The following is a 26,274-nucleotide window of genomic DNA, read 5'->3' on the forward strand; positions in this document are numbered from 1 at the left end:
TCCCAATATGGTGTTCGAAATGGATGGATGATGGCTATTGCCCCAAATTCATCTACAGCAAAAATTGGCGGTTCAACGGATGGGATTGATCCTTTGTATGCAGTAGAGTACGCGGAGGAAAAGAAAAACTTTAAGTTTAAGGTAACCGCGCCTGATTTGGATCATAACACTTATAACTATTATCGCCGAACTAGAAATCAACTAGACCAGAGCTGGAGCATTCGGCAAAATGCAGCACGCCAACGCCACATTGATCAGTCAATTAGCTTTAACCTTTATGTTCGTCATGATATTAAAGCAAAAGACTTACTAAATCTTCATATAGATGCATGGAGTCAAGGCTTGAAAACGACCTATTACGTTAGGAGCACATCTCAAAGTGAGATTGAAGAATGTGAAGCATGCCATAGTTAGTCAATATACGATAAGAGGAGCATCACAAAATGATTCATACACCATTAACGAAAATAAAACTATTAAATCCTGAATATCCAAATAAATCAACTGGGATTATTAATGGAAGGTCTTCAGGTCTTCTCAATTGGAACGATATTGCCTATCCTCAGATGTACGATTTGTATCAAACGCTGCTAGCTAACTTTTGGAAAGCACAAGAAATTAATATGCAGGATGATATTAAACAATGGGAGTCGCTTAGCCACCAGGAAAAAGATGTTTTTTTGCGCATCAATACACAGCTTGCTTCGCTGGACAGCTTACAAACACCGACAATGAGTCAAGTCATGGATTATGTGACAGACTCCAGTTTTAAAGCGATCTTTGCGGTCATTTCCCAGCAAGAAGCCGTTCATAATGAATCGTATTCTTATATACTTAGCTCGCTCATCCCTATTGATGAACAAAATCAAAGGTTTAACCAAGCCAAAAGTGACCCTATCGTAAGGAAGCGAAATCAGCTTATCTTAAATGCTTATGAGGATTTTAGACAGAACCCAACGCCACTATCCTTATTTAAGTTAAGTGTGAATTCTATTAATCTAGAAGGCATTTATTTTTATGCCGGATTTGCTTTTTTCTATCACTTAGCCCGACAGCAAAAAATGTTAAAAACCAGTACCATGATCAGTTATATTCAACGGGATGAAATGCAGCATGCCTACTTTATTTCTCAATTTATTCGTATTCTTTTAACCGAAAACCCTGAACTAAATACGGAAGAAAATATTGAATATGTGTATGAAACGATTAACGAGGCAGTCGAACTTGAAAAAGAATGGGCACATTACATTTTGGCTGATATTACAGGGATTGATCTACAAGAATTCGAAGGGTATGTCGAATATCTTGCAAACAAGCGATTAAGACAGCTTGGTTTAAACAATCTTTATGAGGAAAGAAGAAACCCAATGCCTTGGATTCAAGTTTTTAGTGATGAAATGATGAATACGACAAAGTCAGATTTCTTTGAACAAAAGTCAAGAACGTACTCAAAGGTCTCACAGTCTAATGGGTTTGATGAATTGTAATGAAGCTTGCCATTGTTTATACCTCAGTAACAGGAAATACAAAAGAATTAGCTGAGGAAATTTATCGCATTTCCCTGATAAAATCATTGGACACAGATATGTACCGGATCGAAGAGTTTCAGGAATCTTATTTGCTTCAATATGATACAATCTTAATAGGTACGTACACGTGGGGAATTGGGGAGATCCCAAAGGAAATGTGGCGACTATACCATGCGTTTGAATCGCTTAATAGAAAAGATATGTTTACAGCAGTTTTCGGAACAGGAGATAGTTTTTACCCAAACTATTGTGGAGCTGTCGATTTGTTTCGGGATATGCTTTACGTTCACACCAGCTTGGCTGCTACTTTGAAAGTCGAGCTAATGCCACAAAAACAAGATGTTTATCGCTGTCAGCTGTTTGTTGAATCAATTGTAAGACATGCTAGTAAGAAGAAAATACAAGTATAAATATCCAAAAAAATATAAAGATCCTCGCAAACCTTACTTGATAATGAGTGAAAATAAAATCATAGACTGATCAATTCTTAGCGATCAGTCTATTTTTTATCAATAAGGTAAACCTTATTACTCCCCCCTGAATCGCTTTATTCCAAAATATGGCCCGATTGTGGAAGACTGATCTTATTGAAAGTCATCATCCAGCCAATTCTACCTGTATCGCGGATCCTTATAACTGTTAAAACAAGTGATGGAACAAGTATCACTATCCAAAAAGGTAAGAAACGAGCAGGAATAGTAAGCCCATAACATTTTGCGTAACTCTTATTATCTCTTAATACGGAAAGAAATGTATCTAGACATAGGCGAAGACCTATTTTGATAAACAGAGATAACAGTCAATTGTTCTGCATTCCCTAAGGGTATTTGTGCTAAATAAAGATTAGAATTAGTTTAAGTTAAATAGAAGAACTTGAAAGTTATTATGTTGAGAAGGCCTGAAATTGAATCTGTATCAATTCACCAATTTTTAAAACAAATTCACATTCTGTTATAAAAAAATAAATCTTATTTATAACAAAAAGGCAGAGGAATCCCCTACCTAAAGAAATCTGTATTTATGGATTGGTTAGGTGGTCTTAAGAATACTCGGATGAATCCGCCTTATGGCTCCGATTTCAGATGGAAAACGGAAAACGCCGGTGATTGGTGGTTAGTATGTAGTCACAATGCTGCTCAATGGCAGTAACCCATACATGAAAATCATCCTGCTCAAAGCGGTGCAGGGGTGAGGACATTTCCTGTGAACTGGCAATTCTTTTGGCTGTTTCGTGGTCACATCCGCTTAACTCCACCAGCACGTTACCAATTGGCCAGTTTTCCCGTATAATGGTCTCCTCCACACTGTACCGTCCTACAAGGCGGTTGACTGGTAGGTGCATATAATACTCAAAAATTGGATTTAAAAAAATATCCAAAAATTCTCAGATGTCATTTTCATCGTATTATCGCCTTTGCCAAGTCCGTTGGTGGCGGTTCGAACAAACTCAAAACAGACAGACTTTCGAGAACACCGGCTCAAACAAATCGGAGAGTCGGGAAGCCTGGAGGATTTTCCGATTTACACCATCTACCCGAATCGCACCGCATAGAACCGCGGTATCAATAAAAACTTTTGGGGGTCGAGGAGCATCATAAATCAAATGCATCGACTTCCCCCGCCTCTTGGTTTTTTGCATCAATCCACCGGAAGACTTCTTTGGCTTTTTTGTCTTGCTCGGACTGGTTATAAAGGTGTTCTCAGGGATTCTCCAATGTCCACCTTCTGTTTTATAGGCACCTTTAAACTTACCCTTATCACACATTCGACGTATTGTTTGGTCACTTAATCCTAATTTTTCCGTTGCTTCCGTGGTGCTGTAGTAGGTCTTCTTTTCTTCTGCAAACTCTGTTGCTAAATAAAGTGTGTAAACTCCCCTTCTGGTGGTTACATAAAACTTTTTAGTGGGTTTCCTTTTTTGAGCAAGCATGGATGCATACAATTTTTTCCGTGTGTTTCAGCATCCTCTTTACTTAAAGTACTGATTTTGTCGATATAATCCACAATCAATTCAAAGGTTGTTTCTTTTTCCTCGTCAAATGCCTCTTGGATCTTTCTTTCCAACTGACGAAGGTCCGATATCTGATCCATAGTAGGAGCAGACAATCGCATTCTGGACAAAAATGCCGATGGAAGATTTAAATGATGAAATGATTTTTCGATAGCTGTCTTAAACACCGTCGCTGCCTTTTCTTTGTCAATATTAGAAAGGATTTGCACACTATCCCATCGATTTTCCTGCTCATGATTCATCACCAACACCTCCTCTTTTTATTTATTGCATCATCAAAAATCAAAATTCTCAACAAACCCAACAAAAGCACCCCCTTCTTCAACTACAATCCCGTTCGAGTATTAGGTTAGCTGAATATCTCTGATTGAACATATGTATTTTATATATTCTTTTATAAAGGGATCTGGGGAAGAACGCCCAGATTTCGGGACTTAACCCCGTTAACAAGCCGATGGCCCTCACTTGTGGAATCATGTTGTCTTCGTTTACCTATTAGGAGTAGGAAATAATGCCCGATTCATTCGAATTAATATCGTCCACTTCAGAAACCCTAATTGCTTTTATTAACACCAAAAAAATAAAGAAGAATTAGCTTATTTAGGTATATTAAACCAAAAAAATAGATACAATGACTAAACTATCTTTTACAAAATTAAACATTACATTGTTTAAACTGATCCTAGTGATGTCCCTATGAAGAAGTCAGCAGGCATTTAAATCCTTATAAATAATGTACGATGGTGTGAGAGGTTGGGGGGGAATCACCCCCTCCTCTCTCGATTAAAAATCTCTTTATTTAACAGCACTACTGTCCCGTTAATACAATAAGCACATTTTTGCGTTACGAATACTGCCATAACAATTATTTTGAATTGGATATAATGAGTACAGAGTCATAAACTAAGGAGTTATAAAGCATGAACAACAATATTGAAAAGTTTAAAAACATTCATATCATTGTAAACATGGTACGTGGTCTTCAATTTGGGATTGAAGAAAACTTACGGATTATAGCTAATCAGCTTGGTATTACTTATCCAGGACTTAGAATTCTTTGGATACTACAATTTGAAAAAGAAATAACAATAACGAGTCTTTCCAAAATCGGATTGTGGGACATATCTACTACCCATAGGATAGTGGCTAATTTACGTAAGCTAGATTTAGTGGATACAAATAAAAGTAAAGAAGACAATCGAATAAGATTAGTTAGTTTAACTCAAGATGGGTGGAAAGTAATAGACAGTGTGTATGCACTTGCCTTTCAGATGCAATTAAATCCAGATTTGCCATGTGCAATAGAAAAGGCTATGCAGAAATTTAATAACGGTGATTTTAGCAAGTTTATACAGATAGGATTATATCTATGTACAGAAATGATTAGCGAAGACTATGTTAATTGGGTTTATAATGCAATGAATACTCTTATTAAAAAAATAGATTAGAAAAAAATAATAAAAAAGGTTGCAGTTGCAAATAATGTTTTTTAGAACAATTTGCAACTGCAACCTTTTTTATGGAGGTAACATCCTAAAAACTCTGGAGGGGTTAAAGTGAAAAACTCTAAGGTATTTTACATAATGCTGCTAATTTTACCATGGCTTACAGTACCATTATTAGGAAGGAAATCATTTCAAAAATATCTACCAGCAGCAATTTTTATGAGTACATTTACAAAAGCAATAGATTTATACGGTGAAAAGAAAAAATGGTGGCAATTTTATAAAGGAATACCACCTTTGGATAGTATGGACTTTTTTAATTTCGGTCCATACCTTATCACAAGTCTTTGGATGTTAAAAATGAATTATGGTAAAACACTACAATATTTTATTTTAAATATAATTCTTCATATTTTCTTTATCTATTTGGGTGGTCTCAAATTGGTTAAACAATATAAAATATTTAATTTGAAAAAAATAAACAAAACCCAATATTTAATAATTGATTTTTTAAGGGCATCACTTCTTTATGGTTTTCAATACTTAGTTAATCTTGGTCATAGTAAAAATGTGAGTCCTTGAAATGGAAAATCAAGCTTTTTTAACTCTATTTTTTAATAAATTCAATGAAAACGCTATTCTTTCAGTAAAATGCTTGAAAGAATGGTGTTTTTTATGTCTAGGTATTTTTTAACGATTAAACAATGCTCTCTTTCCCTAGAGACGACAAAAATGAAGAGGCAACTCTCTCATTTTTTTTAAGTGCGGAAACAATGAGTTTAGTATCCTACTCAATAAAACCATTGCTGTAAATCAAATTTGCTAAAATGTTCAAAATCCCTAATGATAGATTGGTACATCCTAATATTTTCGCTGTTTTTCATTCCTTTTTTAATCTCGCATTATTATAAGCCCTTACATCTTCAATTAAAAGCAGCAATAATCCTGTACTCCCAATAAAAACTGCTGCATAGCCAACGAAGTCAAAATAATACATAAGACCATTTCCTATCATTAGGGAGCTTGGTTTATGGGGATAATGAAAAATGGAAAGCTAGTTTATTTTACATATTATTGTTTCATTGTCGAGGCATTGCTTCTAGGGCATTGGTAAAGATCAATTTTTTCAACTCTTATGAACCCTTCAACTTTCCGCAATCAATTATTGTAATTTTGACGTTTTCTTATTGGAGATGGTGACAGCTTCACTGGTACTACCCGTGCTTGTATGGACGCTGGTATTACCCCTATTTGGGTTATGGGCTCAGTCTGTTCAAAAAAATGAACATTAATTTCATTGAAATAAAAACACTCCAAACTTGAAGTGTTTTATACCATTTAATATATATTGTTATTTAACGGCCTCTTTAAATTCCTTACCAGGTTTAAAAGCAGGGACCTTAGAAGCAGCAATCTCTATTTCTTCACCTGTTTGTGGGTTTCGTCCTTTTCGAGCTGAACGTTCACGTATTTCAAATGTACCAAATCCTATTAATTGGATTTTTTCTTCTTTAGCAAGTGTGTTAGAGATCGTATCAAATACCGCATCAACTACATTTGCAGCGTCCTTCTGTGACAGTTCGGCTTGTGATGATACAGCTTTCACTAGTTCTGTTTTATTCATTTTAATACACTCCAATTTTAGAATTACTTTGTAATAATATATAGAATACAATTTTGTGATGTAAAAGTAAATTATTTAACTCCTTAAATCGTATAACTATGTCTTGGTAGTAGACTAGATCGCCTAATGAATAACTACTTCTAAACAGTCATCATCACTGTTTAAACTGTTTTTGTTAAAAAAATCAGAAACAACTCTTCTTATTTGATTAATTCCTTCTTCTAATTCTTTGGCCACTAACCACACATCTTATGATGCCATAGCTTACTCATCATCTTAGATAATATTATACGGAAATTTCCACGTGTTTGTAATATAGTGGAAAAAGGTGATTATTTCAGAAAAGAGCATTCGAGATCGAAGCTTAGATCGTTCCAAAGAAAAAGGAACCAACCGGCGACATCACAGTCTATTTGAATATTTCATTACGAAAACGACTGTTTACCTTATCTTTGTAATTTCTTTTTCCAATATATCATACAGGTTGGATAAAAGATGGCTATAACTACTCTTAATTTTCTCGTAAATCAATTTAGCTTCTTCTTCATCATAAAGATGAGAGGTTTTATTTCGATCTACCATCATATCAATCCACTTTTCTCCGTCCTCAATTAAACCATAAGTAAATGCTTCCTTAATGGTTGACCTAGGACTTTTAATTTCAGTGATCCCTGTATATTCTAAAAACATTTTCATAAGTTTCCAACTTAACTCAAAAGTGAACTCAAATCGCTGGATAACTCCATCATAAATAATATCAGTCTCTAGTTGAATTTCTGTTGCTTCCTTAAGTCTTGAAGTTGCACGTTTATAGTCATTAAGCTTCTCATAAAGCCTTTCCTTGTTCATAGATAATCACACCTTCTTTTTTAATATTGAAAATCAGTTTCTCTTTCTTCAGACGATTCATAAAAATAACATCAATTTTCAAAGGGGTGGACATTCCATTTATAGCATGTTCTATTAAGTTTTGCTGTGTACGAGATATTTCTTTTGTAAAAACAGCTAAATCAATATCAGAAGAACGACGGTAATCCCCTCTTGCGCGTGAACCGAATAGAAGAATTTTTTCTATTTTGTTATTCTTCGAGCAGTAGCTTTGTAATTCCCGAATAAAGGGTTCTGATATACCTGTTGCATTCCAATGAGTATCTATCATGATTCTCACCTCGATTCATACTATTTACAATTACTTTCCCAATAATAGAAGAAAACTAAAGGTTTTATCCACAAGTTATTTTCACTAATACCAATTTCAGTACAATATGCATTAACTTCATTAAAATAATTATACATTTCAGACGTTAATTCCATACCCCTTACTATTCTAAGTACTCCTATTTATTGTCTGACAAGACCTGGTAAGTTTCTGGCTTTTCAAATTAAACCACATGCTATATAGATTGTGTAGGCCCCTGATAAAAGACCATCAGAGGGATTGATATGGCGAGCTAACATTCGAACAATGATTCATAATCCTTTGGTTATTCAATACTTTTAGAGCTAATCCATAACTCAACTTTAGGGCTACAGAACTAATAGAATTTATTACATTTTGAAAGTAGGGAAAACTTTTTTAAAAGGCATTATCTGAGATGAAATGTCCAGCACTATTTTCCATCCTTACAGCTTTTTCTAAGTACCTTTCTGTAGTTTTCGGGTCACTGTGGCCTAATTCTTTTTGAATGGTAAAAAGATCAGCCCCCTGCCTATAAAGATAAATAGCGTAAGCATGGCGGAATGAATGGGGAGTAATCCGGTTTTCTCTGCCTTCTAAAAATGGTAAATTGCTGTCCAGAATAACTTTAACAATATAATTACTTAAATTTTTAGTAGAGTAATGTTTTTGATTGCGATCTGCGAATATCGGAGATTCGTCGGTTTTACTAAGTGTTATACTTAACTTTCTTCTTAATCTACTTCCCTTTATTCTCTCAAAATAAACAGGGGAAATTCTTTTTAAAAATCTTTTATTTCTCTTCCCTATCCCCTCAATCCAGTACGCATTCGTACTTGCATCGTAACTGACATCTTTCCATTTTGCTTTTGCTAATTCCGTAATTCTCAATCCAGTTATCATTAAAGTTGTTAATAGAGCATAATTAATAGGATGGTTTTTATAATAATTGATTATCAGAAATGCTTCTTCCGGATAAAAATCTTTGTTTGGTATCTCCGAATCACTAATGGAAGTATTTATTATTTTTTCATGTAAGGGATACTCAATATAATCACATTCATGCAGCCAACGTAAAAACGCTTTTATGACAGCTGACTTAGACTGGATTGTTGCAGGAGTATAGGGTCTGCCTTTCTTTCCTAAAGAAGCTGTACTTAAATATTTATGGAAATTTGTAATATGCCTGGGCCGTAAATTTTTAAAACCCTCTTTCTCGTTAAAATCGTTGACATCAACTTTTAAAAACTCATGGTGATTGAATATGTATTGATAGAATTGTATTAATGTCCGAAGATATTCTCTTTTTGTGCTGATGGTCTTATTTCTTTCCTTGCGAATATGCGTTTTTCTTTGAACATAATAATAGATCATTTCCAAATCGGTAAATCCATCAAATTCTGATTTATAGTTTCTCTCATTTTGCTGCGTATGTAACATCAGTTCCTGAAGATACTCGGAACTTTCAAGCTGATTTATTAAAGAAATGGTATTTATCCCATTCGAAACTTTCCCTTTTGATGATATTAACTCACCCATACTCGTTTCCTCCCCTCAAAGAAGAATTAAGCTCCCCCTTCGCGGTTGAATTATTCAAGGTACAATTTAGATTTGCAACTGATACAATTAATCTCCGATATTTGTTTAAATCGGATCTTCCGAAGTTCATTGCATTTCATTTTCTGAGATGAATTGTATTTAAATCCACATAGACATAAATTTTCGTCTTTTACTATGTGGTGCAGGAAAATTTTATCACAAAACACAGATGGATAAAACATGTTTTAATCTCCCTTTTTTATTTGAATTGTCTTTTAGTAAATTAACTTAAAAATTTTATTTGTAATTTCTTATATTTATTATTTTTATAATTAATTTCGTTTTATCATTATTACAGCTAATCTGACTCATAAAGTAATAAAAAAGGTCTGTTAAAGATATATTTAATAAATTAATAATGGATTTCTTTTGTTATTCTTTTATAGATAAATAGAAAAATACTAATTTGTCTATTATCGATTATTTATCTAAAACTAAATAATTTATATACTGTTTTAACATTTCGTTAATGTCCATCGCAATTTTAAATATACAATTTTTATTTTTACATAATATAATGGTTATAGTTTGCTATAGATAAATTTTAGAAAGGAATGAATTAGGTTTTGGAACAAACTAAAATTATTACTGTTGATGATGTGATGAAAATTTTAGGTATATCTTCTAAACAAACAATCTACAACTATATCGCAGACAATAAATTAACTCCAATTAATAAAGATGACTGGTATATTGAAAGGCGTTATGAATTTGATTTGGAAGATGTTAATCGACTGAAACAAGAACTTGAACCACCTGGGCTAACCACAAGTGAAGTTGCTGCACTCTTAGAAGTTTCACAGACAACGGTTAATAAATTAATTCGTTCAGGGCAATTAAAAGCGTTTAAGAAGGAATTTCGGGGAAAAATCTATAACTTTGTAAACGAGGACGATTTACAGGAGTTTCAATTGAATCACGAAATCGAAGCAAGGCCAAGCAAAAAGCATTTTTATGATAAGGAAAGGAATATCACCCTATTCCAACCATTTGTAAAACAAGCGGAAACCTCGACTGAATTAGCGAGAATTATAGCGATTACTGATGAAAGAGTTGAAGCGCTGACCGAACATGATGAAGTTTTGACTTTTGAGGAGCTACTAACTAATGGGTTTGTTCCTGCATTTGAGATTAAGGATTTAAAGCAAAATACCAAAGAAGGTTATGCTGCTTTAAAGTTTAAAGCACCTAAATTTGTTAAATCAAATCTTTATACCGTCATAGACGTTATTTATCAGCAAGTAAGCCCAGCTAATATGAGGCTTGAAAAGGTTCAAGATGAAAAGGATGTTTATATTTTAGAAGTTAAACCTTCACTTATTAAAACTGATAACAATGGGGAAATATTGGATCTGATTCAGTCAATATTAATAACAGGTGAAGTAAAAAAACGTAAAAGTGGAATTTATATAGATAGCGATATAGAGATTATTAGAATAAGAGTCAGTAAAAAGCAAAAGAAACAATTGTCCATATTAATGAAGGAAAAGGGTTATTCGAGCATTGAAGAATTGTTACTTAGTAACACTTTAAATAGTTTAGCAATCCCCCACAAATGAAGTGGGGATGCACCATAACAATTTTGTATTTTGCAGAGAAAAAGTACACATATTTGCAGTTACAAATATAGAATAATGCACTTTGACGCTGAGCCTCTATGGGCATGCTCCTTTAGCCAAAAAGCCAGTAGCTTCCCAATTATTCCCTGCACTTATTGCAAAATTGCTTTCTATATATTTTATGATTCAATCCCTTTTCATAGAAACAGTTAGCCTTTCCTTTTGCCCATTAGCTGTCGATTACCTGAAAAAAGAATTAGTGTTACTTAAGATAAAAAAACATATCTATGTATAAGCTTCTTAACCATTCAATTATATGATGAGTTTATCTGTTTAAAATGAAATAAACTCTGCGAGATTAGCAGGATTATAGGGCAAGAATAACATAGGGAATCGGTGTATAGGTGCGTATAATGGTTATTATGCGATGAATTAAAACCTTTGAGTAACCAATTGTGAAGTAAAATCGAGGACTTCCTTGCATCAAAGATTTTAGAAGAGGTAATATATGAGGAACTTACAGCAACGTTATTTAACGGGTTAAGGAAATACTATAAGATGGGAGAATCACCATGAAATAAAAACAAAGCGCTTCTCTTTATTCTAGAAGCTGTGGAACTTAGCGTATCAGTATCCCTAGAACTGTATTTTTTACGTTCTTTTAGGTGTATATATAATATTAAGAAACACGAAATTAAATAGTCCTTGTTAAGTCAAGGTTTGTCCACATTTTATAAATAAAATGAAAATGAAATAATATATCGTTATATATGTTTCGTGGTCAAAATGTGGTCAAAAAAATTTGACTTCCTATATTATTTATAGGGAGTCATCCTTTTATTGATCTCAAATGTAACGCACCCTCCTTATTACATCATGCCGCCCATTCATCAATGCATAATAGAAGAAAATAAATGTAAAAAATCATTGATATAATAGAGGTTTTCATTTTTCAATTAAATATTACAATACAGAAATTAAAAAAACTATGAGCAAAATTATGAGCATTTTTAAGATCAAAAGGTAGGGTTTATTGCCCTACCTTTAGTTTGTTATTGGATTAAAGAGAGTGCAGTTACCTTTATCTAGTGTGACGGTTGGGAAGTTTTAATAACCATCGAATCATATCTCCAATTATAGGAAATATATCATTGTGTTTTGCTCCAAAGCGAAACCACTGATGATTCTTATCGTAATTTCCAATATCCCTATTACCAGTGTTATTGTCAGGTAAATACTTAGCTAGATCCAATAACCCAAACTTTTCAATTTCCTCATCAGTTACTTCGTAGTACCTCCATAAAGGATTACTACGACCAAAATCTACATTGGGTATATTTATTAATAATTTATCTAATAACGATTCATTCCGGTAACGTCCAAAAGCAGTCAATCGCATAGCCTCTTCGTAATATTATCTTCTGAATCATGCCACCTCGCTTCGCTATCGTAAGACTTAGCAATGTCTTCTAGGATTGCGCCAACATACGGGTAGTAAAAGTGCAGATGCTCCGCCCAGGCGCGGTATTTCGTTGCTAGCTCTCGCTCCTGTTCGCCACCATGGCCTCGCCATACAACACCACGAGAATTGCGAACCTTTACCTTGAACCCATTAGCAATATCTGGCGATGATATCACTTCCATGGCCTCGCAAACCTCCTGACACGGCCATAAGCCGTCTTCACCCATAGGTGCATTTGCAAGAAGCTGACCCAAGCATTGATCACCGATCTCTTTACGGCCATACTCTTGACATAGACGGCGCACTTCTGAAACCCATTCTACAAGCGCTACTGTGTCGATTATTCCATTTTTATCCGCACCAGGAATCTTGGATATATTATTCAGAAGTTGATATGCAGACGATGCAACTGCCATGCGCTGCTCTTGATTTTCAATTCTCCATTCTTTTGGATCCTTACCTTCGTCGCGCCGTTTGTAAGCAAGTGCAATCGCTTGGACAAAAAGTGAAGGTGAGCCTCCAACTTGGGCTTCGAGATTGGGGATTCCATGTTCACTTTGACCTAGGGCATCAATGAAGAGGAATTCTAGTTGTGCCATTTCCTCGCAGGTGACATCCGTACGACCATCGAGCGAATCTAATGCTTGAGAAATGTAGTAGCTTTCAAGCTTATAATGGCCTGCTGGTTCTGCATCAATTGTTGCTACGTCGTATAACAGCTTCTTAAGTCGGGAAGTCTCAAGATCCTTAAACTCCATTCGGACAGCATGGAATGCGGCGCGGGGCCTCCGAGCCTTTATAACACAATCAACTAGCTCGGTGAGCTCGGAAGGCGAATGCGGACCCCAGGAAGGGAGCACTTCCCTCCAGTACTCTAAACTGACATACTCTTCATATTCGTCCAATAGACGCCAAGTAGATGCCTGAAAAGGCGCGCATTTAAATAATCGCTTTTTCTCTTCATCTGACAACTCATTGGCCACAGCCCTTAATATTTCACCGCGACTCCCGTCATCGATTGCCAAAACAAAACCCTGAATACACCACTCGTATTTACTTCTTAGATCCCCTTCACAGGAAAGGCACTTTAGGACAAATTCCACTCTCGACTCAAAGTCAGTTATACAAGATGAGGCATAGCGGCCTATAACCCCAACAGCACCACTGCTGGTGATTAATTCCGACAAGCCCTCGAAACCGCGTTTGTCCCATATCTCTAGCATCGCATCGAGTCGCAACTTATCGATTTTTTCATCGCGTTTTCTATAGTCATAATCCTCTCCTTGAATCTCGTCAGCTGATTCCTGCACCCAGTTATCAACGAACAGCCAAGCGTGACGAATGGCTGGGTCTAAGGGTCGAAGGATATCGTATGCTTCACGAGCACGATCACGGGTAGCAACTTCTAGTTTCCTGTGTCGACTGCGCCGGGTAAAGGCAAACTGCCTTATACACTCACGCAACTCTGCTTTCCCGGCATCATCAGCATTCTTGGACCACTCACTGATAATATCCCACACTTTTGTTTGGTCTTCCTCATGCATGCTCTGGAGGGATTCGACGAGATCACCAAGTGTCCTTTCGTTTTGAGCCGGCCAAGCTAACAAGAGATTCAAAGCCTTTCGATTAAAGTCATACATCTCTTCTCCCGTTACGACCTGTCCAGCTCCTGAGGCATCACCGCGCCAGTTGGGCCTGTAGTTGGAGTGACCAATCCTAGAACCCGGCTTAATTTGATCCATACAAATCTCCCAACCAAGATTCGGAAAACGTTTAGTAAGCACCTCTAGCACCTTATACCTCTGCTCCGTTGATGCCGAAGTTTGGGGCATCCATGATCTAAAGATTGCTTTAAGACTGGCATCTGGTTTATTTACCCAATTATCATCAATTTTCGTTATGGAGAGTCGAGCAAGAATTGTCGTTACGCGCAGGAGGTTTTGTGGTCTCCAGGCAAGACACTCCAGTGCCCATAGAAGGCCAGTTCTAGATGGGGATACTCCAAACAGACTTCTATCAACCGGCTTGAGAAGACCGTAAACAACTGGATTCTCTTGCTGCAAATCACCATCAATGATTTTAAGAAATTCATCGGGAGCAGCTTCCGCGTAGCGTGGTAAATCGTGATTTTGAGAAAGTAGTTTTTCTAAAGTCAACGGTGTTAAGAGTTTGCGAACCAATACTGCCACCCGACATTCGATATCCATACCTATACGACTCTGAAATAAGTTGTTGCCATGGACCGATAAAATGACTAATGTCTCACAGACACCTGTACGTAACGCACTCGAGTGATTCCGGGTTTTGTTGTAAATAGCGGCAGCCCACCTATCCTTTTCTGGTAGTTCTAGGGCTGGATCAGACTCTAAAAGGACATATTCAGCCGCGACAAAGAACCGATCTAGGTCTTCCCAGGTAACCATCCTTTCAATAGCAAACAAGGCGTCAATCTTCGAGGTTACACCCCTATATCGTCCAGCAGACCACACTGGGCTGTCATCAAACCGTAGCAGGCGAACGATGTCATCTTCTATCAATTCATATTTTCGACTTGCTACCTTCGACACAATCTCCCGGTCCGCCTCTGACTCTGCGAACCAGGCACCAATTAATGCCATCGGGACTAGCGCCTTTGCCCTGTCATCATCGTTAGCCCATAAAGGTATCCTAATCGCATGGTTCTTAGAAAGGCGGCGACGCAAAATTGTTGGCGAACGACCTGACTCACTCGCAAGCCTATCAATATCTCCTTCTTCTATTCCGATGGAGGTAAGAGCTTTTTTAAAGGTTTCGTGACTGAGAAGATCAAGCTTGATGTCTGCTTCTGTATCGACCGCATTTCGGGGGCGTAGGACAATACAATGAAGCCGTTGGTGGGCATCAAGAAGTTCACGCTCAGCATCTTCCGAATTAACGATTGGGATAAAATCGATTAGTGAGGCAACTAACTTCCTGAGTTCACCTGATGATGTAAAGATAGCAGTTAAATCTTTAAACCGCCGAATTTCTTCTTCATTAAACATGCAGGCCAGAAAAGCTAGCGCCTCATCTCGTGAGTCAGCTGCGACCACACAGGGCTTATTGCTTGATTGAGAAAGCCACCTCTTAAATTTATCTTTATAAGCGTCGATTGAAGGAGCAAATATTTCGGGTGTTAGGCGGGGTTCGCTTGCATTCGCCCATCGACTCCATGCTTGCTCAAATGTTTCGTAGCCTCTGACTGGTAATTCTAGTTTTTCTGCAAGCCAGATTTGTGCAGGTACAGATTGATCAAGCCACTGTTCAATGTCGCTCGCATCGAACGCTCTGACAGACTTCCAGTCACCAGCCTCAGTCTTTTTCTTCACCCACTCTCTCTTACCATGCCAATTACGGGGTGTTACGAAAACAAAATTGCTTTCTGAACGAACTGCTCGATCAATCGAGGTCAACCGAGCGTTATAATCACTTTCTGCTTTACCAGCGGGATTCTTATCTGTTCCGAACTCCCAATAGGATGTTCCCTCCGGAATCCATGGTGTAGCGACACCCGCTATAACAAAACCGTCTGAACCTTTGCGCTGTGAATTGTCGTAACCCGGGAAGTCAACCTGGTGCAGTTCTTCGCCAGTTGAGTGAACCAATTTTCTCAATAAAACAGGAAGGTGACTACGCGCGTCAATTTGACTATTGACCCAGTCCTCAATCTGTCTTGCTTTTATCGTTAAGAAATTTGGAACAAAGGCGCGTACTGTTATTTCTTTTTCCACTGGTAACCTCATTAGGCTATCGTAAGCAGTTTGTAATTGCAGTAGTTGCTTTTGATCTGCACCGAATGTCTTTTCCAACCTGACTGCCATTTTCGGGGACAGGGACGATTTCCCATTCAGGAAGTTTGATAATGCCACCCTGCCAATACCTAGTCGTTCTGCGGCTGCAGTGACACTCATACCCGCGGGAATAATGTTTTCTCGAACATAAGCACCAGGATGAGTTAGTGTTCCAAATTGTTTCATGCTTTCCCCTCCAAATGTATTTATTTCCATTTATCATTTATTACCTTAAAATGTATTGTGCAACGCTACAATAGTCAATTCTTTTGTAAAAAATTTCTTTTTTAACCATAAAAGAGAGGACAGTGATATTCACTCTCCTCTTTTACTAGAAACACTTCATTTAGGTTAATATAAATTTTTTTACTCCTTTTTTGCTGTAGGATTTACAAATCCAAACTCAATTTTTTCCCGGTTGACACCTTGGAGTATCCGCTTTTCCAAAAAGGCTCCATTGGTTTTTGCAATAAATTCTGAGCTCTTAGCCGGTCTTTTATATCATTTGATTTATCCTAGCAAAACGATCTAGCTTGATAACAACCAAGGAGTCATCCTTTTCTAGTTCTTGCAGTAGCTTGCTAAACTGTGGCCGTTCTGTTTTCTTTCCAGTGAACTTATCAGAATAAATTTTTTTCGCATCCTTCTTTTTCCAAGGCCTGAACCTGTGCTTCTAAATCTTGAGGTAAAGTTGACACCCTCGCATAGCCATATTTCAAAGAAAATCCCCCTTTATTTATGACTATGGTTATGACACCCCTTGATGCCTTTATTTATTTGTTTTATTTTCCGGTATCAGATCCTTTAAGTTATGACACCACATAAGGCTGTTATAGTCTGTTATAGTTTTTTAGACTTAAAAAAGCCGATTCTCAAGTTAGAAAATCGACCAAAACATTTTATTCCGTTATATAACTCCTATAGTTTAAGTAGAAACCTTTACAAAATCAAAGTTACTTTAGAGGAATGGTTTTACCATAAATGATAAAGAATATCTAAAAAAAGGGGGGAAAGAATGGTTACTAATTTGATTCGAATAGGATTACTTATCGTTTCATGGGCTTCTATTTTATTTTTACCTAAAAGTGCATTTCGTAAATACTTGCCTGTTTCCATTTTTTGCTCCTTGCTGGTTATATGCGGCTGCTTTTTATCTTATAGGTATAAGTGGTGGAGAGTTAAAGGAGGAATCGCAGAACTCATTTTTATGGATTTAAGTTTTATTTATGGTCCATTTTTTGCAGGTACAATGTGGATTTTTCATTTAACGTTTGGCAAATTTAAACGTTACCTTCTTTTAAATTTAATCTTGAATTTAAGTTTATCATTCCCACTTACTTACATTTTTGAAAAGTTTAACGTTTATAAATTAGTTAATTTTAAACGTATACATCTTTTTTTATTTTACTATGGATTTGCTTTTATCATTTATGGATACCAGCTGTTGATAGAGCGTTCCAGAAAAATATTTGATTGGTCTGCTGTTAAATTCTAAGGAATTTTAAAAACAAGGAGCTTTAAATTAAGCTCCTTGTTTGAGTTTATCTACATTGGACATATTTCTGCGAATGACATTTCAAGCGTTATAGCACCGATTGTGGAAGATCTTAAAATACTTATTGTTTTTTTATCCGTCTCTAACCTGCACTCTATTGATACAAATATAAAAGACTGATAAAATCATAGATAAGAGTGTCTCATAAGACTTGTATCAAAAATGAGGTGAATTTTTGCGGAAAATTGGTTACGTAAGGGTCAGTTCGACCAGTCAGAATCCATCTAGGCAATTTCAGCAGCTAAATGAAATCGGAATGGATCTAATTTATGAGGAAAAAATTTCCGGAGCAACAACAGAACGCGAGCAGCTGCAAAATATGCTCGCGGATTTGCAGGAAGGTGATATTATTTTTGTAACAGACCTGACCCGGATTACGAGGAGCACGCAGGACTTATTTAAGTTGATTGATTACATACGGGAGAAAAAAGCAAACTTAAAATCTCTTAAGGATACATGGCTCGATTTGTCAGAAGAAAATCCATACAGCCAATTTCTTATTACAGTCATGGCTGGTGTGAATCAGTTGGAACGGGACCTAATCAAGATGCGGCAGCGTGAAGGGATTGAACTGGCGAAAAAGGAAGGAAAGTACAAAGGCCGGCTGAAAAAATATCATAAAAATCACGCTGGAATGAATTACGCCGTCAAGCTATACAAAGAGGGCAATATGACCGTTAAACAAATTTGTGAGATTACAAGTGTGTCGAGGGCGGCTTTATATCGAAGGCTGTCAGAGGAGGAGCCGAGTCTAAAACGATAGGCAGTATGGAAAATTCAGGGAACGCAAACCTTGCATTTTTTCAATTATTGAGTTGCTTTTGACGAGTTACTTCTATTATATATTGTATATCTTTAACCCACTTCTGCAATCAGGTTATATGACGAGTTTAGGTATTGAAAAAGGAATAGTACCTTTGCAAAATTTGTAGAATTGTATGATGAGTATGATATCAAAAAAGGCGGATTTGGCTCGTTAATGGATATTATGTGATGAGTTTTGTTAGCATGATAGTGTCAGTTAGTATGAACAGCAGTTGGGGACAATATCCTATGAACTCGTCATACCATTTCTAATGGGTGAGTCAAAATTTCTAGTATTTGTAGAGTTTTGTAAAAGCAAATAGTATAATTATCGGAAAATACTAAACCGACTTTTCATAGGGGCGAAATTTATGGCAATTAAGAGAACAATCACAATTAAAGGCTATGAACCCTTTTTTTACAGATTAATAACATTCACTAAATAATTCAACATTTTTTGTTTTATTTTTATTTTTTTAAAATATAACTGAGTACATCAAGTAATTTTTATTTTTTAACAAAAAGAAGAACCACCATGAAACAAGCATAGTGATTCTCCTTTAGTTAAATTATTCTTTTATTACGCAACAGGTATTTGTATAGATAAAAGCGGAGGATACTGCTGTGAACCAAATATATCCCCATCACCAGGATCACCACTTGGCCTATCTCGTAAGATTGTAAATTTAATAGCATTTGCTGGATCGTATTGTACAAAATCCGTAATCTTTTCCTCAGAAATCTTGTAGAGTTCTGCAACTGATTTCCTCGAAATTACACCGCTTTTGCATACAAGATCATAGGTCTCTTTTTCTTTAAAAATGATATCAAATGTGATTTTGTCTGTTCCTGCATTCTTGGATCTAATCGTTTTTGCTAGGTCCTGTAAAGATACTGTTCTCATTATCATCACTCCTTTTCATTAGCTATTGACCAATTCATCTTTACCAACTTCTTCAACATGTAAATCAAATAGTTCAAGAGGATCTTTAACCGGAATTATATGATTCATAGACCAACTGTAAGTGGCACCTGCATAGATAACATCATCAATCAGAAATGCTGCTGTCCCTGCTGTCCCCTTAACTTCTGGCAGGCGAGCATAGAATATCTGACGGGTAGCAAATAATGTAAGGGCCTCTGCAGTTTCCTTTGAATCAGCGACTCCTTCTACAACAATCCCAAGCTCATGTGATCTGATTTCTTTAACTGGTTCTAAATCTCCCATGACGCCATCCTTACCGAAAGTTCTAAAGTTCAAATGATAAGATTCTCCCTCAAATTCTTTCTTTACTTGTTCCCGCGCCATTTCTAGCACTTTATCTATATTTTGGATGGTGTAAGGATCACGTACTCCAGCAATGCCGATATATTTCTCTCCAACCTTCGCGGATCCTTCTAGTTTAACCTTTATATCCCCCTCAACAGGTATATATTTTTGCCCAGTTATCCGAGTTGTCTTTGAATCGTACTGTTCATAATGGCAATTGGTCATATCCAGCATTCCGCCCGCAAAATATTCAAAGAATGGATTGGATCTTTCATACATGGCATGCCCCGCAACAGAAGCTATCGTACAGCTTTGATCTGGATGCATAGCTGTAACCTTCACATCATGGTGCGAGATGGTCCCAATAATACTTTCTTTTGCCCCATAAGGTTCGGCACAGAACGAAGCACATTCAAGCACCTTTCCAACATAATAGGCGTGTTCTTCTGGGAATCCTTCATGAATCGCTGCCGCAGCAAAGATGGCACAATCACTTGAACGGCCACCAATAATTACATCCGCCCCCATCTCTAATGCTTTTACGAATGGATGAATACCTGCTACAGCTACAACTCTTTCCGACCTTTCAACATCCTCTTTTGTCAGTGCTTTTCGCCCATCTAATCCCTCGATGATAACCTCATTGGTCAGCTGGCTCTTTAAGTAATTTTTATCTACCTCTGAATAGAAATAAGCTAGTTTAAAAGGAGCAAGATTATGTTCTTTTGCTAAATCCTTAATGATTTGAACATACATATCCACTCGGCTATTTGCCCCAGTATCTCCTGCAGAGCCAATAAGCATCGGTACTTCCTGTTCCCTTGCAGCCAAAAGCATTAATTCCAAATCATGTTTTTGCCATTTATACATACTTACGGATCGGTTAGCGCCAAGTGCGGAAGCACCGATATCGTCACTTCCGGAATCACAGCAGTAGTAATCAGGTTTTGTTGTTGCACCAATATAAAAACTTTCTTCTTTTGTAGGAGCAAAGCCAAGATGTCCATTAGGACATAGAATCCTCAACTCTTTCTTCATAAAAATCCTCCTTTTGTAATAACATGTTATAACCAGTATTAAACCAAGTGTATAACTCTTACAATATTTTGTCAATTCCCAAAAATTAAAAAAAAGCAAATGTAATGAATTTACATTTGCCTTGTGATAAAAAATTTATACTTGTCCCCTCTGTAATAGGTTTCTTTAAACTCAAGTGGGGTCTTACCTTGATAAACAATTGATGTAACACGAAATAAAGGAAAATGAATATCAACATCTAATATTATTGATAATTGTTCAGTAGTTGATAGGGCCTCGAAGGTTTGTTCAACATGGGTGGGTTCGTAATCGAGGGATTGGTATAAATCGAGCGTAGAAAAAGGTTTTTCTTCCTTGAGTGCCCGTTCCGCAGCCTGCTTCATCTGTTCCCCCACTGAAAATGAAAAATAGCTATTGTAATAGACAATCGGGTTGCTATCACCGTAGCCAACCAATTCAAGATTAATAACCTTTTCCATAACGTCTATATCAAGCAACCGGGCTAATTGAAAATCACTGGTTATAACGCTTGATTTTAAAAGTTTGGTCGAGGCAATTAAACCCTGTTGCTGGAGTGTAGATTGGAATGTATTAAATTTACCTAATTCCTGTTTGATTTTAGGCTGAGTAACAAAGGTCCCGACTCCATGTATACGTTTAACTAGCCCGTCTCTTTCCGCAAGATTAATCGCTTGTCTAACAGTGATTCTGCTAACTTTATATTGTTCAACAAGCTCTCGCTCTGATGGTAGTTGATCATCTGGCTTCCATTCTCCAGATTTAATTTTTTCTTCAATGACTTGTTTAAGCTGTTCGTATAAGGGAATCGATTTATTTCTATTTAGCATCTTTTTCACCTCTTTACTTATTATAACTGATTATATCCATTACTTGGTACATGCAAAGGTGAATATTTAAAAAAATTAAATAATATTAGAGCAAGGCTCTTTTTATTGGGTGCAAAATGCGAAATATTCTAAAAACTATTTGAAATCAAAAAAATATTTGTTATAATCAAAATACTTGATATAACCTCGTATGCTGTGGTTATATCGAGTGAATCTTTAGGAGGTGAATGGAATGTTTGGTATACCGAGTGCTATTTTATATTTAATCGCCTTAATTGTGTTTGTAGTAATTTTATTTGTCTGGCTCAAACGGCCAATGTACGAAGTGATGACACTTTCATTTGTGTTTATTGTAATCATCACTGGATCCTTCGATTTATTCTGGGAATCACTTCTGTACCCCTCAACTAGTTCACTCTTTTATGCTATTTTTGCTTTTATGGCAGTCGCAGTAATTTTTGATGCAACCAAGGTGGTAAACAGTATTATTCATTTAATGCTGGCTATTATCGGAAGGGTTAAAGGCGGGGCAGGGTATGTTGCATTACTATCAAGTACATTTATGGCAGCCCTTTCAGGAAGTGGTCCTGGAAACGTGGCTGCAACTGGTGTATTTACCATACCAATGATGAAACGATCCAATTTTCCGCCAGCTTTAGCAGCATCAGTAGAAATGTCTTCAAGTATGTTAGGCAATATCATCCCGCCATCCGGTATAGTTATTTTAACTTTTGGGATTTTAAATGAAGTTTATCCAGATAGTATTTCATTAAGCGGCTGGATGGTCGCAGCATATGGAGTTGGTTTATGGTTCTTCGTTCAGCGCTGGCTGACACTTTGGGCATTGTGCAAACTATATAAGGTTAAGCCTGTTCCCGTGCAGGAACTGCCAAAGTTTAAAAAAAGTTTAGCAAAGGGCTGGCCTGCCTTAGTATTACCTGTGCTGATTTTCCTTCCTCTATTTGCTGACTCCAATTTCAAAGATTTTATTATCGGCCGTATTGGTGAAACTGGCGCAAGTGCTTTTTCATCCTCTGTACTAATGTTTACACCGGGTTTAGCTGGAGCTTATGCATTAACTATTGGAAGGAAATCATTAGCTTCAGGCCGGATAAATTGGCATAACATTGTAAATATATTTACAGACTCACTGCTTAAGGTTGTGCCTATCGGTGTTACTATTTACATGGCCTATGCGATTTCACAAATTTTTATTGGTTTACAGATGAATGATGTTGTAAGAGATTGGTTCCTTTCTTTTGGATTAAATCAAATAGCAATCATTATTATTTTACCTCTGTTCTTCATGATTCTCGGGATGGTGTTACCTGGATCTGCTCAGGTGGCAATTCTTGGAAGTGCCATGATTGCGGTGTTTGGCTCAATAGGTGGAGACCCGGTTTTATTAGCGATATTGCTCCCAGCTATGACAGGTGCTCTTGAAGGAATGACTCCTCCTTTGGCTTTAGGTTTATATGTTGCGATGGGGATTGCCGGATCCACCTTTAAGGAAACAACCAAACTAGCAATTGTTTGGATTGTTTTACATGTTCTACTCAGCATCATCTTGCTAACAGGTATACTGCCGATAATCGGATTGTAGGAAAAGGAGGTATATAATGAATCTTCTAGTCTCATTAACTGAAAAAATCTACACATGGCTTGCGATTTTGACAATGGCATTAGGTTTTATTGTGGCTGCGGCCTTTACCCTAAGCCTCATTATAGGAGGAAGTGCAGGAGAAAGCGTTGCGGTGTTATCAGGGAACACAATGAAATGGGGCATTCGTTTAGCCTCAATAGCTACACTTGCAGGGATTGTGAATATTTACTTAAAAAATCAACATACCTTAACATTGAATGCTGAAGAGGCAGAGACTGAAATCCCCTTAGAGCCACCTACAGAGGGGGCAATATTAAGTGAAAAATAGAGAAACTGCTTTTGTCGGTATCACGATGCACGTAGACAGTGGGCAAGATCATGATTTATACCCAGGGCACCCATTACTATATGTTGAACGAGATACAATCAATATGGTAAAAGAGATAGGGCTCATTCCCTATCTCATTCCTGTTTATGAGGATGGTTCATTGCCGCCTTTAGATCATCTGAGTGCCCTCATATTAACTGGAGGAGGGTTCTTATCTTTATCAGAGCCGAATTCTCAATTATCTACCCTATATACAACCGGAAAAGAACGATACGAAGCTGAAAAGCAATTAATTAATTACGGACTAGATAAGAACCTGCCAATGGTTGGATTCTGTCGAGGGGCACAAATGATTAATGATGTGTTAGGGGGAAGCCTTGATAATATTCCCGATGAAGGCATCGAGCACCACCAAGAAAGATTGAATATTCCTGCTGACCAAGCTGTTCATGAGATTACGGTAAATAGAAACAGCAAATTTTATTCCCTTACTGGGTCAAAGCGACTTTCAGTCAATTCCTTTCACCGCCAACATATGAGGATACTTGGAAAGGGATTAAGTCCGGTCGCAGCCTCCCTGGAAGATGGGATTGTTGAGATTTTTGAATCTGACGACAATCAGTTTGTTTTTGGATTTCAATTCCATCCCGAAAAATTATATAAGAATGATACTACATGGATTTCCTTTTTTAGAGAGTTTGCTACGGTTTCAAGTACAAATTAATTCAAATATCTTTAAAGAGCTGAAAACCTTTTAAGGAATTCGGCTCTTTTTATTCCTAAAGGTACCATCTTTGACATCGCCTTTGTATTTTAAATTACCATTCTCATAAAATAATTCCATGCGATAATCCCTCCTTTTATTTGGCTCTACTATTTTTCTTTATTATTTCATCCGGCTGCCGATTCGTAATCAAGTCATGTAGTTCTTCAAGAGCAATTAGATAATTGTAAAATTCCATTGAAAAAACACCATCGTTTCCTTCTAACCTATAATAATCATCGAACTCATCCAGCACAGATTCAATCCCCTCCAATAATTCCGACTTTTTAGGGGATCCATATTTTAGGGATTTATTAAGGTCCTTTTCATAGCTTTTCATCCACTCTATATACTCAAAGCGGAGCGCCTCATAATCATCGATATATGGGTGATCAAAATCATTCGGTGAATTGTCAAATTCCTCATAGCAATCATCCGAGCAAAAAACAATGCCCTCACAATTGATTCTTCTTTCCAAACCAGGTTTTTTTCTGCAAACTTTACATCGTTTCATATTAAATCCCTCCCTGTTAGCCAATATACATAGGGATAATATATTTTGTTATGACTTAAAAAGATTTAATAAATTCAAGTAATTAATATTAAAACCTAAGGAAAGTTTAATTTCCACCCCAAACCACATTGAGAAAATCAAATTTCCTCACTTTGCCCTATTCCTCAAAACTTCATATGATTATGAATAGATGACATATTATCAAACCCCACATTTCCATTACTACCACTTTTGCTTTTCGGCCCTATCCCCGGCTGAAAAGCTTGTTTTTTATTCCCAAATCGATCATTTTTTACAGGTTTTTGGGTGTTTTCAGCGTGAAAACAGATTAGCCTATTTGGCACAAGTAGGTTATTTTCTATGTAAATAGTTAATTTTTCAAGTGGAAAACACCAATTTTGGAAGGGATGAGTTCAATGGTTTGGAAAAAGAAAATTGAGGAATTTTTAAAATCGGGGGAAGCATTTATCCCTGTATATGAAAATAGTGCAGGTACTTCCGTTAAGTTGTTTTTTAAAGACGGATCAACTGAAATCCTTAATATATCGTGTAACTCTTTTCTGGGAAAGCTCCTGAATTATTTCGGGACAAGTATTGCAACTAACCGTCGACGTTACGGAGACCTCATTGGAAGAAAGCAGCAAGTTCCTATTGCCCTATCCTACGGCGTCATCTTAGTTCCATTTTCCGCTAGAGAGCCTATTGGCCGCCAGGCACGAACCGGATGGGTTTTGGCAAAGGAAATCCATTCATTTATAAAAAAATCCCCAAGCAAAACAATCATCCAGTTATCAGCACACCAAGTACCTGTTCTTCACTCTGAAAGGTTCAGTTTTGAGCAGCTAAAGAATGCTAGATTCATAGAACTTTGTTTTGGAGAAATTCACGAACCTCATAGAAAAAGCTGGATCTTTTCTGCAGGGTAAAATAATTCCCTGTTTTTTTATTTTTGCTTTTTAAGCCAAAAACATATATAAAAGGACGTTTTTTTAAAACCTTATCAAAAACCCCTCACTACCAAACTGTTTTCATACTGAAAGCAACTTTGAGCTTTCCCTACCCCAGTTGATATATTGGCATTAAGAAAGGAGGGATAACCAATGGCTAATGAAATTTTAGTGAAAAAATCACTTATTTTGTCCGTTGAAGAAGGTATCGACGAGGATGGTAAGCCAATTGTGAAGCGTTATACGTATTCCAATATCAGAAAAGTTGCAACTCCGGATGAGCTTGTTGCTGGAGCTGCTGCACTTGCCAGCCTTTATGAGGGAACAGCTTCTTATTCAACCGTTAACACCAACGATTTATTCTAATTCAAGATTTATAGAAAAATAGA

27 protein-coding genes and 1 pseudogene are annotated in these 26,274 nt (G+C 36.7%); 13 read left to right on the forward strand and 15 right to left on the reverse strand.

The features are described from left to right. The 3 genes from AC1Q59_RS15005 to AC1Q59_RS15015 all read left to right on the forward strand — a co-directional run. The coding region (locus AC1Q59_RS15005; protein ID WP_492366665.1) for a ribonucleotide reductase barrel domain-containing protein at positions 1-414 on the forward strand (414 nt) is incomplete at its 5' end. Positions 415-443: 29 nt separating this feature from the next. Further along, the gene (locus AC1Q59_RS15010) at positions 444-1,487 is read left to right on the forward strand and encodes a ribonucleotide-diphosphate reductase subunit beta (protein ID WP_492366666.1); all 1,044 of its coding nucleotides are present in this window, start codon (positions 444-446) and stop codon (positions 1,485-1,487) included. Further along, positions 1,487-1,939 carry a flavodoxin domain-containing protein gene (locus AC1Q59_RS15015; RefSeq protein ID WP_492366667.1) on the forward strand — a complete coding sequence of 151 codons (453 nt, stop codon included), beginning with the start codon at positions 1,487-1,489 and terminating at the stop codon, positions 1,937-1,939. The genes AC1Q59_RS15010 and AC1Q59_RS15015 overlap by 1 nt, the downstream gene beginning before the upstream one ends. 137 nt (positions 1,940-2,076) lie before the next feature. Here the strand turns inward: AC1Q59_RS15015 and AC1Q59_RS15020 are convergent, their stop codons facing one another. The 4 genes from AC1Q59_RS15020 to AC1Q59_RS15035 form a co-directional block, all read right to left on the reverse strand. Further along, positions 2,077-2,328, reverse strand: a complete 252-nt coding sequence (locus AC1Q59_RS15020; protein ID WP_492366878.1) for a DUF805 domain-containing protein — start codon at positions 2,326-2,328, stop codon at positions 2,077-2,079. A gap of 279 nt (positions 2,329-2,607) precedes the next feature. Continuing rightward, positions 2,608-2,832 carry a hypothetical protein gene (locus AC1Q59_RS15025; protein ID WP_492366668.1) on the reverse strand — a complete coding sequence of 75 codons (225 nt, stop codon included), beginning with the start codon at positions 2,830-2,832 and terminating at the stop codon, positions 2,608-2,610. A 144-nt stretch (positions 2,833-2,976) separates the two neighbouring features. Beyond that, entirely contained in the window at positions 2,977-3,459 is a 483-nt protein-coding gene (locus AC1Q59_RS15030; protein WP_492366669.1) for a helix-turn-helix domain-containing protein, read from the reverse strand. Continuing rightward, a complete protein-coding gene (locus AC1Q59_RS15035; protein WP_492366670.1) occupies positions 3,417-3,782 on the reverse strand; it encodes a hypothetical protein in 366 nt (121 codons plus the stop codon). Before AC1Q59_RS15035 ends, AC1Q59_RS15030 begins: the two co-directional genes overlap by 43 nt. 678 nt (positions 3,783-4,460) lie before the next feature. Between AC1Q59_RS15035 and AC1Q59_RS15040 the strand changes: the two genes are divergently transcribed. Further along, positions 4,461-4,988, forward strand: a complete 528-nt coding sequence (locus AC1Q59_RS15040) for a MarR family winged helix-turn-helix transcriptional regulator (protein WP_492366671.1) — start codon at positions 4,461-4,463, stop codon at positions 4,986-4,988. Between the two features lie 108 nt (positions 4,989-5,096). Continuing rightward, positions 5,097-5,567, forward strand: coding sequence for a hypothetical protein (locus AC1Q59_RS15045; protein ID WP_492366672.1), 471 nt, complete (start codon positions 5,097-5,099; stop codon positions 5,565-5,567). A 769-nt stretch (positions 5,568-6,336) separates the two neighbouring features. Here the strand turns inward: AC1Q59_RS15045 and AC1Q59_RS15050 are convergent. From AC1Q59_RS15050 to AC1Q59_RS15065, 4 genes are all read right to left on the reverse strand, one after another. Beyond that, entirely contained in the window at positions 6,337-6,609 is a 273-nt protein-coding gene (locus AC1Q59_RS15050; protein WP_492366673.1) for an HU family DNA-binding protein, read from the reverse strand. Positions 6,610-7,050: 441 nt separating this feature from the next. After that, positions 7,051-7,458, reverse strand: coding sequence for a nucleotidyltransferase substrate binding protein (locus tag AC1Q59_RS15055; protein ID WP_492366674.1), 408 nt, complete (start codon positions 7,456-7,458; stop codon positions 7,051-7,053). Continuing rightward, entirely contained in the window at positions 7,436-7,768 is a 333-nt protein-coding gene (locus tag AC1Q59_RS15060; RefSeq protein WP_492366675.1) for a nucleotidyltransferase domain-containing protein, read from the reverse strand. Before AC1Q59_RS15060 ends, AC1Q59_RS15055 begins: the two co-directional genes overlap by 23 nt. 417 nt (positions 7,769-8,185) lie before the next feature. Further along, complete coding sequence (locus AC1Q59_RS15065; RefSeq protein ID WP_492366676.1) at positions 8,186-9,325, reverse strand: tyrosine-type recombinase/integrase; 1,140 nt, start codon at positions 9,323-9,325, stop codon at positions 8,186-8,188. 626 nt (positions 9,326-9,951) lie between these two features. Here AC1Q59_RS15065 and AC1Q59_RS15070 point away from each other — a divergent pair. Then, positions 9,952-10,944, forward strand: coding sequence for a helix-turn-helix domain-containing protein (locus AC1Q59_RS15070; protein WP_492366677.1), 993 nt, complete (start codon positions 9,952-9,954; stop codon positions 10,942-10,944). A gap of 1,081 nt (positions 10,945-12,025) precedes the next feature. Here the strand turns inward: AC1Q59_RS15070 and AC1Q59_RS15075 are convergent. The 3 genes and pseudogenes from AC1Q59_RS15075 to AC1Q59_RS15085 form a co-directional block, all read right to left on the reverse strand. After that, on the reverse strand, positions 12,026-12,337 hold the full coding sequence (locus AC1Q59_RS15075; protein ID WP_492366678.1) for a hypothetical protein: 312 nt from the start codon (positions 12,335-12,337) through the stop codon (positions 12,026-12,028). Next, the gene (locus AC1Q59_RS15080) at positions 12,334-16,431 is read right to left on the reverse strand and encodes a HigA family addiction module antitoxin (protein ID WP_492366679.1); all 4,098 of its coding nucleotides are present in this window, start codon (positions 16,429-16,431) and stop codon (positions 12,334-12,336) included. The genes AC1Q59_RS15075 and AC1Q59_RS15080 overlap by 4 nt, the downstream gene beginning before the upstream one ends. Positions 16,432-16,729: 298 nt before the next feature. Continuing rightward, a pseudogene (locus AC1Q59_RS15085) lies at positions 16,730-16,934 on the reverse strand (recombinase family protein); the annotation flags it as partial. Positions 16,935-17,230: 296 nt separating this feature from the next. On the opposite strand from AC1Q59_RS15085, the gene AC1Q59_RS15090 reads away from it, so the two are divergent. Continuing rightward, complete coding sequence (locus AC1Q59_RS15090) at positions 17,231-17,710, forward strand: hypothetical protein (protein WP_492366680.1); 480 nt, start codon at positions 17,231-17,233, stop codon at positions 17,708-17,710. A 235-nt stretch (positions 17,711-17,945) separates the two neighbouring features. After that, positions 17,946-18,533 carry a recombinase family protein gene (locus AC1Q59_RS15095; protein WP_492366681.1) on the forward strand — a complete coding sequence of 196 codons (588 nt, stop codon included), beginning with the start codon at positions 17,946-17,948 and terminating at the stop codon, positions 18,531-18,533. 621 nt (positions 18,534-19,154) lie between these two features. Here AC1Q59_RS15095 and AC1Q59_RS15100 read toward each other — a convergent pair. The 3 genes from AC1Q59_RS15100 to AC1Q59_RS15110 all read right to left on the reverse strand — a co-directional run bounded on the left by AC1Q59_RS15100 (position 19,155) and on the right by AC1Q59_RS15110 (position 21,730). Continuing rightward, the gene (locus AC1Q59_RS15100; protein WP_492366682.1) at positions 19,155-19,478 is read right to left on the reverse strand and encodes a DUF4387 domain-containing protein; all 324 of its coding nucleotides are present in this window, start codon (positions 19,476-19,478) and stop codon (positions 19,155-19,157) included. An 18-nt stretch (positions 19,479-19,496) separates the two neighbouring features. Next, on the reverse strand, positions 19,497-20,882 hold the full coding sequence (locus tag AC1Q59_RS15105) for an acyclic terpene utilization AtuA family protein (protein WP_492366683.1): 1,386 nt from the start codon (positions 20,880-20,882) through the stop codon (positions 19,497-19,499). A gap of 110 nt (positions 20,883-20,992) precedes the next feature. Beyond that, a complete protein-coding gene (locus AC1Q59_RS15110; RefSeq protein ID WP_492366684.1) occupies positions 20,993-21,730 on the reverse strand; it encodes a GntR family transcriptional regulator in 738 nt (245 codons plus the stop codon). Positions 21,731-21,962: 232 nt separating this feature from the next. Between AC1Q59_RS15110 and AC1Q59_RS15115 the strand changes: the two genes are divergently transcribed. Genes AC1Q59_RS15115 through AC1Q59_RS15125 form a run of 3 tightly spaced genes read left to right on the forward strand, consistent with a single transcriptional unit; the run spans position 21,963 to position 24,385 of the window. After that, positions 21,963-23,333, forward strand: coding sequence for a TRAP transporter large permease subunit (locus AC1Q59_RS15115; protein WP_492366685.1), 1,371 nt, complete (start codon positions 21,963-21,965; stop codon positions 23,331-23,333). 16 nt (positions 23,334-23,349) lie between these two features. Next, a complete protein-coding gene (locus AC1Q59_RS15120; protein WP_492366686.1) occupies positions 23,350-23,661 on the forward strand; it encodes a hypothetical protein in 312 nt (103 codons plus the stop codon). Beyond that, positions 23,651-24,385, forward strand: a complete 735-nt coding sequence (locus tag AC1Q59_RS15125; protein ID WP_492366687.1) for a gamma-glutamyl-gamma-aminobutyrate hydrolase family protein — start codon at positions 23,651-23,653, stop codon at positions 24,383-24,385. The genes AC1Q59_RS15120 and AC1Q59_RS15125 overlap by 11 nt, the downstream gene beginning before the upstream one ends. Before the next feature lie 136 nt (positions 24,386-24,521). Here the strand turns inward: AC1Q59_RS15125 and AC1Q59_RS15130 are convergent, their stop codons facing one another. Next, positions 24,522-24,938 carry a hypothetical protein gene (locus AC1Q59_RS15130; protein ID WP_492366688.1) on the reverse strand — a complete coding sequence of 139 codons (417 nt, stop codon included), beginning with the start codon at positions 24,936-24,938 and terminating at the stop codon, positions 24,522-24,524. A gap of 416 nt (positions 24,939-25,354) precedes the next feature. Between AC1Q59_RS15130 and AC1Q59_RS15135 the strand changes: the two genes are divergently transcribed. Next, positions 25,355-25,864, forward strand: coding sequence for a hypothetical protein (locus AC1Q59_RS15135; RefSeq protein WP_492366689.1), 510 nt, complete (start codon positions 25,355-25,357; stop codon positions 25,862-25,864). A gap of 174 nt (positions 25,865-26,038) precedes the next feature. Further along, positions 26,039-26,251: a DUF1659 domain-containing protein gene (locus tag AC1Q59_RS15140; protein WP_492366690.1), complete on the forward strand. Its 213-nt coding sequence runs from the start codon at positions 26,039-26,041 to the stop codon at positions 26,249-26,251. The last annotated feature ends 23 nt before the right edge of the window (positions 26,252-26,274 follow it).

The sequence above is a fragment of the Cytobacillus sp. MT66 genome (assembly GCF_058792595.1).

Bases quoted from the DNA above. Each gene is read 5' to 3' on its own strand.
- AC1Q59_RS15010 (WP_492366666.1), top strand. From the start codon at position 444: ATGATTCATACACCATTAACGAAAATAAAACTATTAAATCCTGAATAT.
- AC1Q59_RS15015 (WP_492366667.1), top strand. From the start codon at position 1,487: ATGAAGCTTGCCATTGTTTATACCTCAGTAACAGGAAATACAAAAGAA.
- AC1Q59_RS15030 (WP_492366669.1), bottom strand. From the start codon at position 3,459: ATGCTTGCTCAAAAAAGGAAACCCACTAAAAAGTTTTATGTAACCACC.
- AC1Q59_RS15035 (WP_492366670.1), bottom strand. From the start codon at position 3,782: ATGAATCATGAGCAGGAAAATCGATGGGATAGTGTGCAAATCCTTTCT.
- AC1Q59_RS15040 (WP_492366671.1), top strand. From the start codon at position 4,461: ATGAACAACAATATTGAAAAGTTTAAAAACATTCATATCATTGTAAAC.
- AC1Q59_RS15050 (WP_492366673.1), bottom strand. From the start codon at position 6,609: ATGAATAAAACAGAACTAGTGAAAGCTGTATCATCACAAGCCGAACTG.
- AC1Q59_RS15055 (WP_492366674.1), bottom strand. From the start codon at position 7,458: ATGAACAAGGAAAGGCTTTATGAGAAGCTTAATGACTATAAACGTGCA.
- AC1Q59_RS15060 (WP_492366675.1), bottom strand. From the start codon at position 7,768: ATGATAGATACTCATTGGAATGCAACAGGTATATCAGAACCCTTTATT.
- AC1Q59_RS15065 (WP_492366676.1), bottom strand. From the start codon at position 9,325: ATGGGTGAGTTAATATCATCAAAAGGGAAAGTTTCGAATGGGATAAAT.
- AC1Q59_RS15080 (WP_492366679.1), bottom strand. From the start codon at position 16,431: ATGGAAATAAATACATTTGGAGGGGAAAGCATGAAACAATTTGGAACA.
- AC1Q59_RS15090 (WP_492366680.1), top strand. From the start codon at position 17,231: ATGGTTACTAATTTGATTCGAATAGGATTACTTATCGTTTCATGGGCT.
- AC1Q59_RS15100 (WP_492366682.1), bottom strand. From the start codon at position 19,478: ATGAGAACAGTATCTTTACAGGACCTAGCAAAAACGATTAGATCCAAG.
- AC1Q59_RS15105 (WP_492366683.1), bottom strand. From the start codon at position 20,882: ATGAAGAAAGAGTTGAGGATTCTATGTCCTAATGGACATCTTGGCTTT.
- AC1Q59_RS15110 (WP_492366684.1), bottom strand. From the start codon at position 21,730: ATGCTAAATAGAAATAAATCGATTCCCTTATACGAACAGCTTAAACAA.
- AC1Q59_RS15115 (WP_492366685.1), top strand. From the start codon at position 21,963: ATGTTTGGTATACCGAGTGCTATTTTATATTTAATCGCCTTAATTGTG.
- AC1Q59_RS15120 (WP_492366686.1), top strand. From the start codon at position 23,350: ATGAATCTTCTAGTCTCATTAACTGAAAAAATCTACACATGGCTTGCG.
- AC1Q59_RS15130 (WP_492366688.1), bottom strand. From the start codon at position 24,938: ATGAAACGATGTAAAGTTTGCAGAAAAAAACCTGGTTTGGAAAGAAGA.
- AC1Q59_RS15135 (WP_492366689.1), top strand. From the start codon at position 25,355: ATGGTTTGGAAAAAGAAAATTGAGGAATTTTTAAAATCGGGGGAAGCA.
- AC1Q59_RS15140 (WP_492366690.1), top strand. From the start codon at position 26,039: ATGGCTAATGAAATTTTAGTGAAAAAATCACTTATTTTGTCCGTTGAA.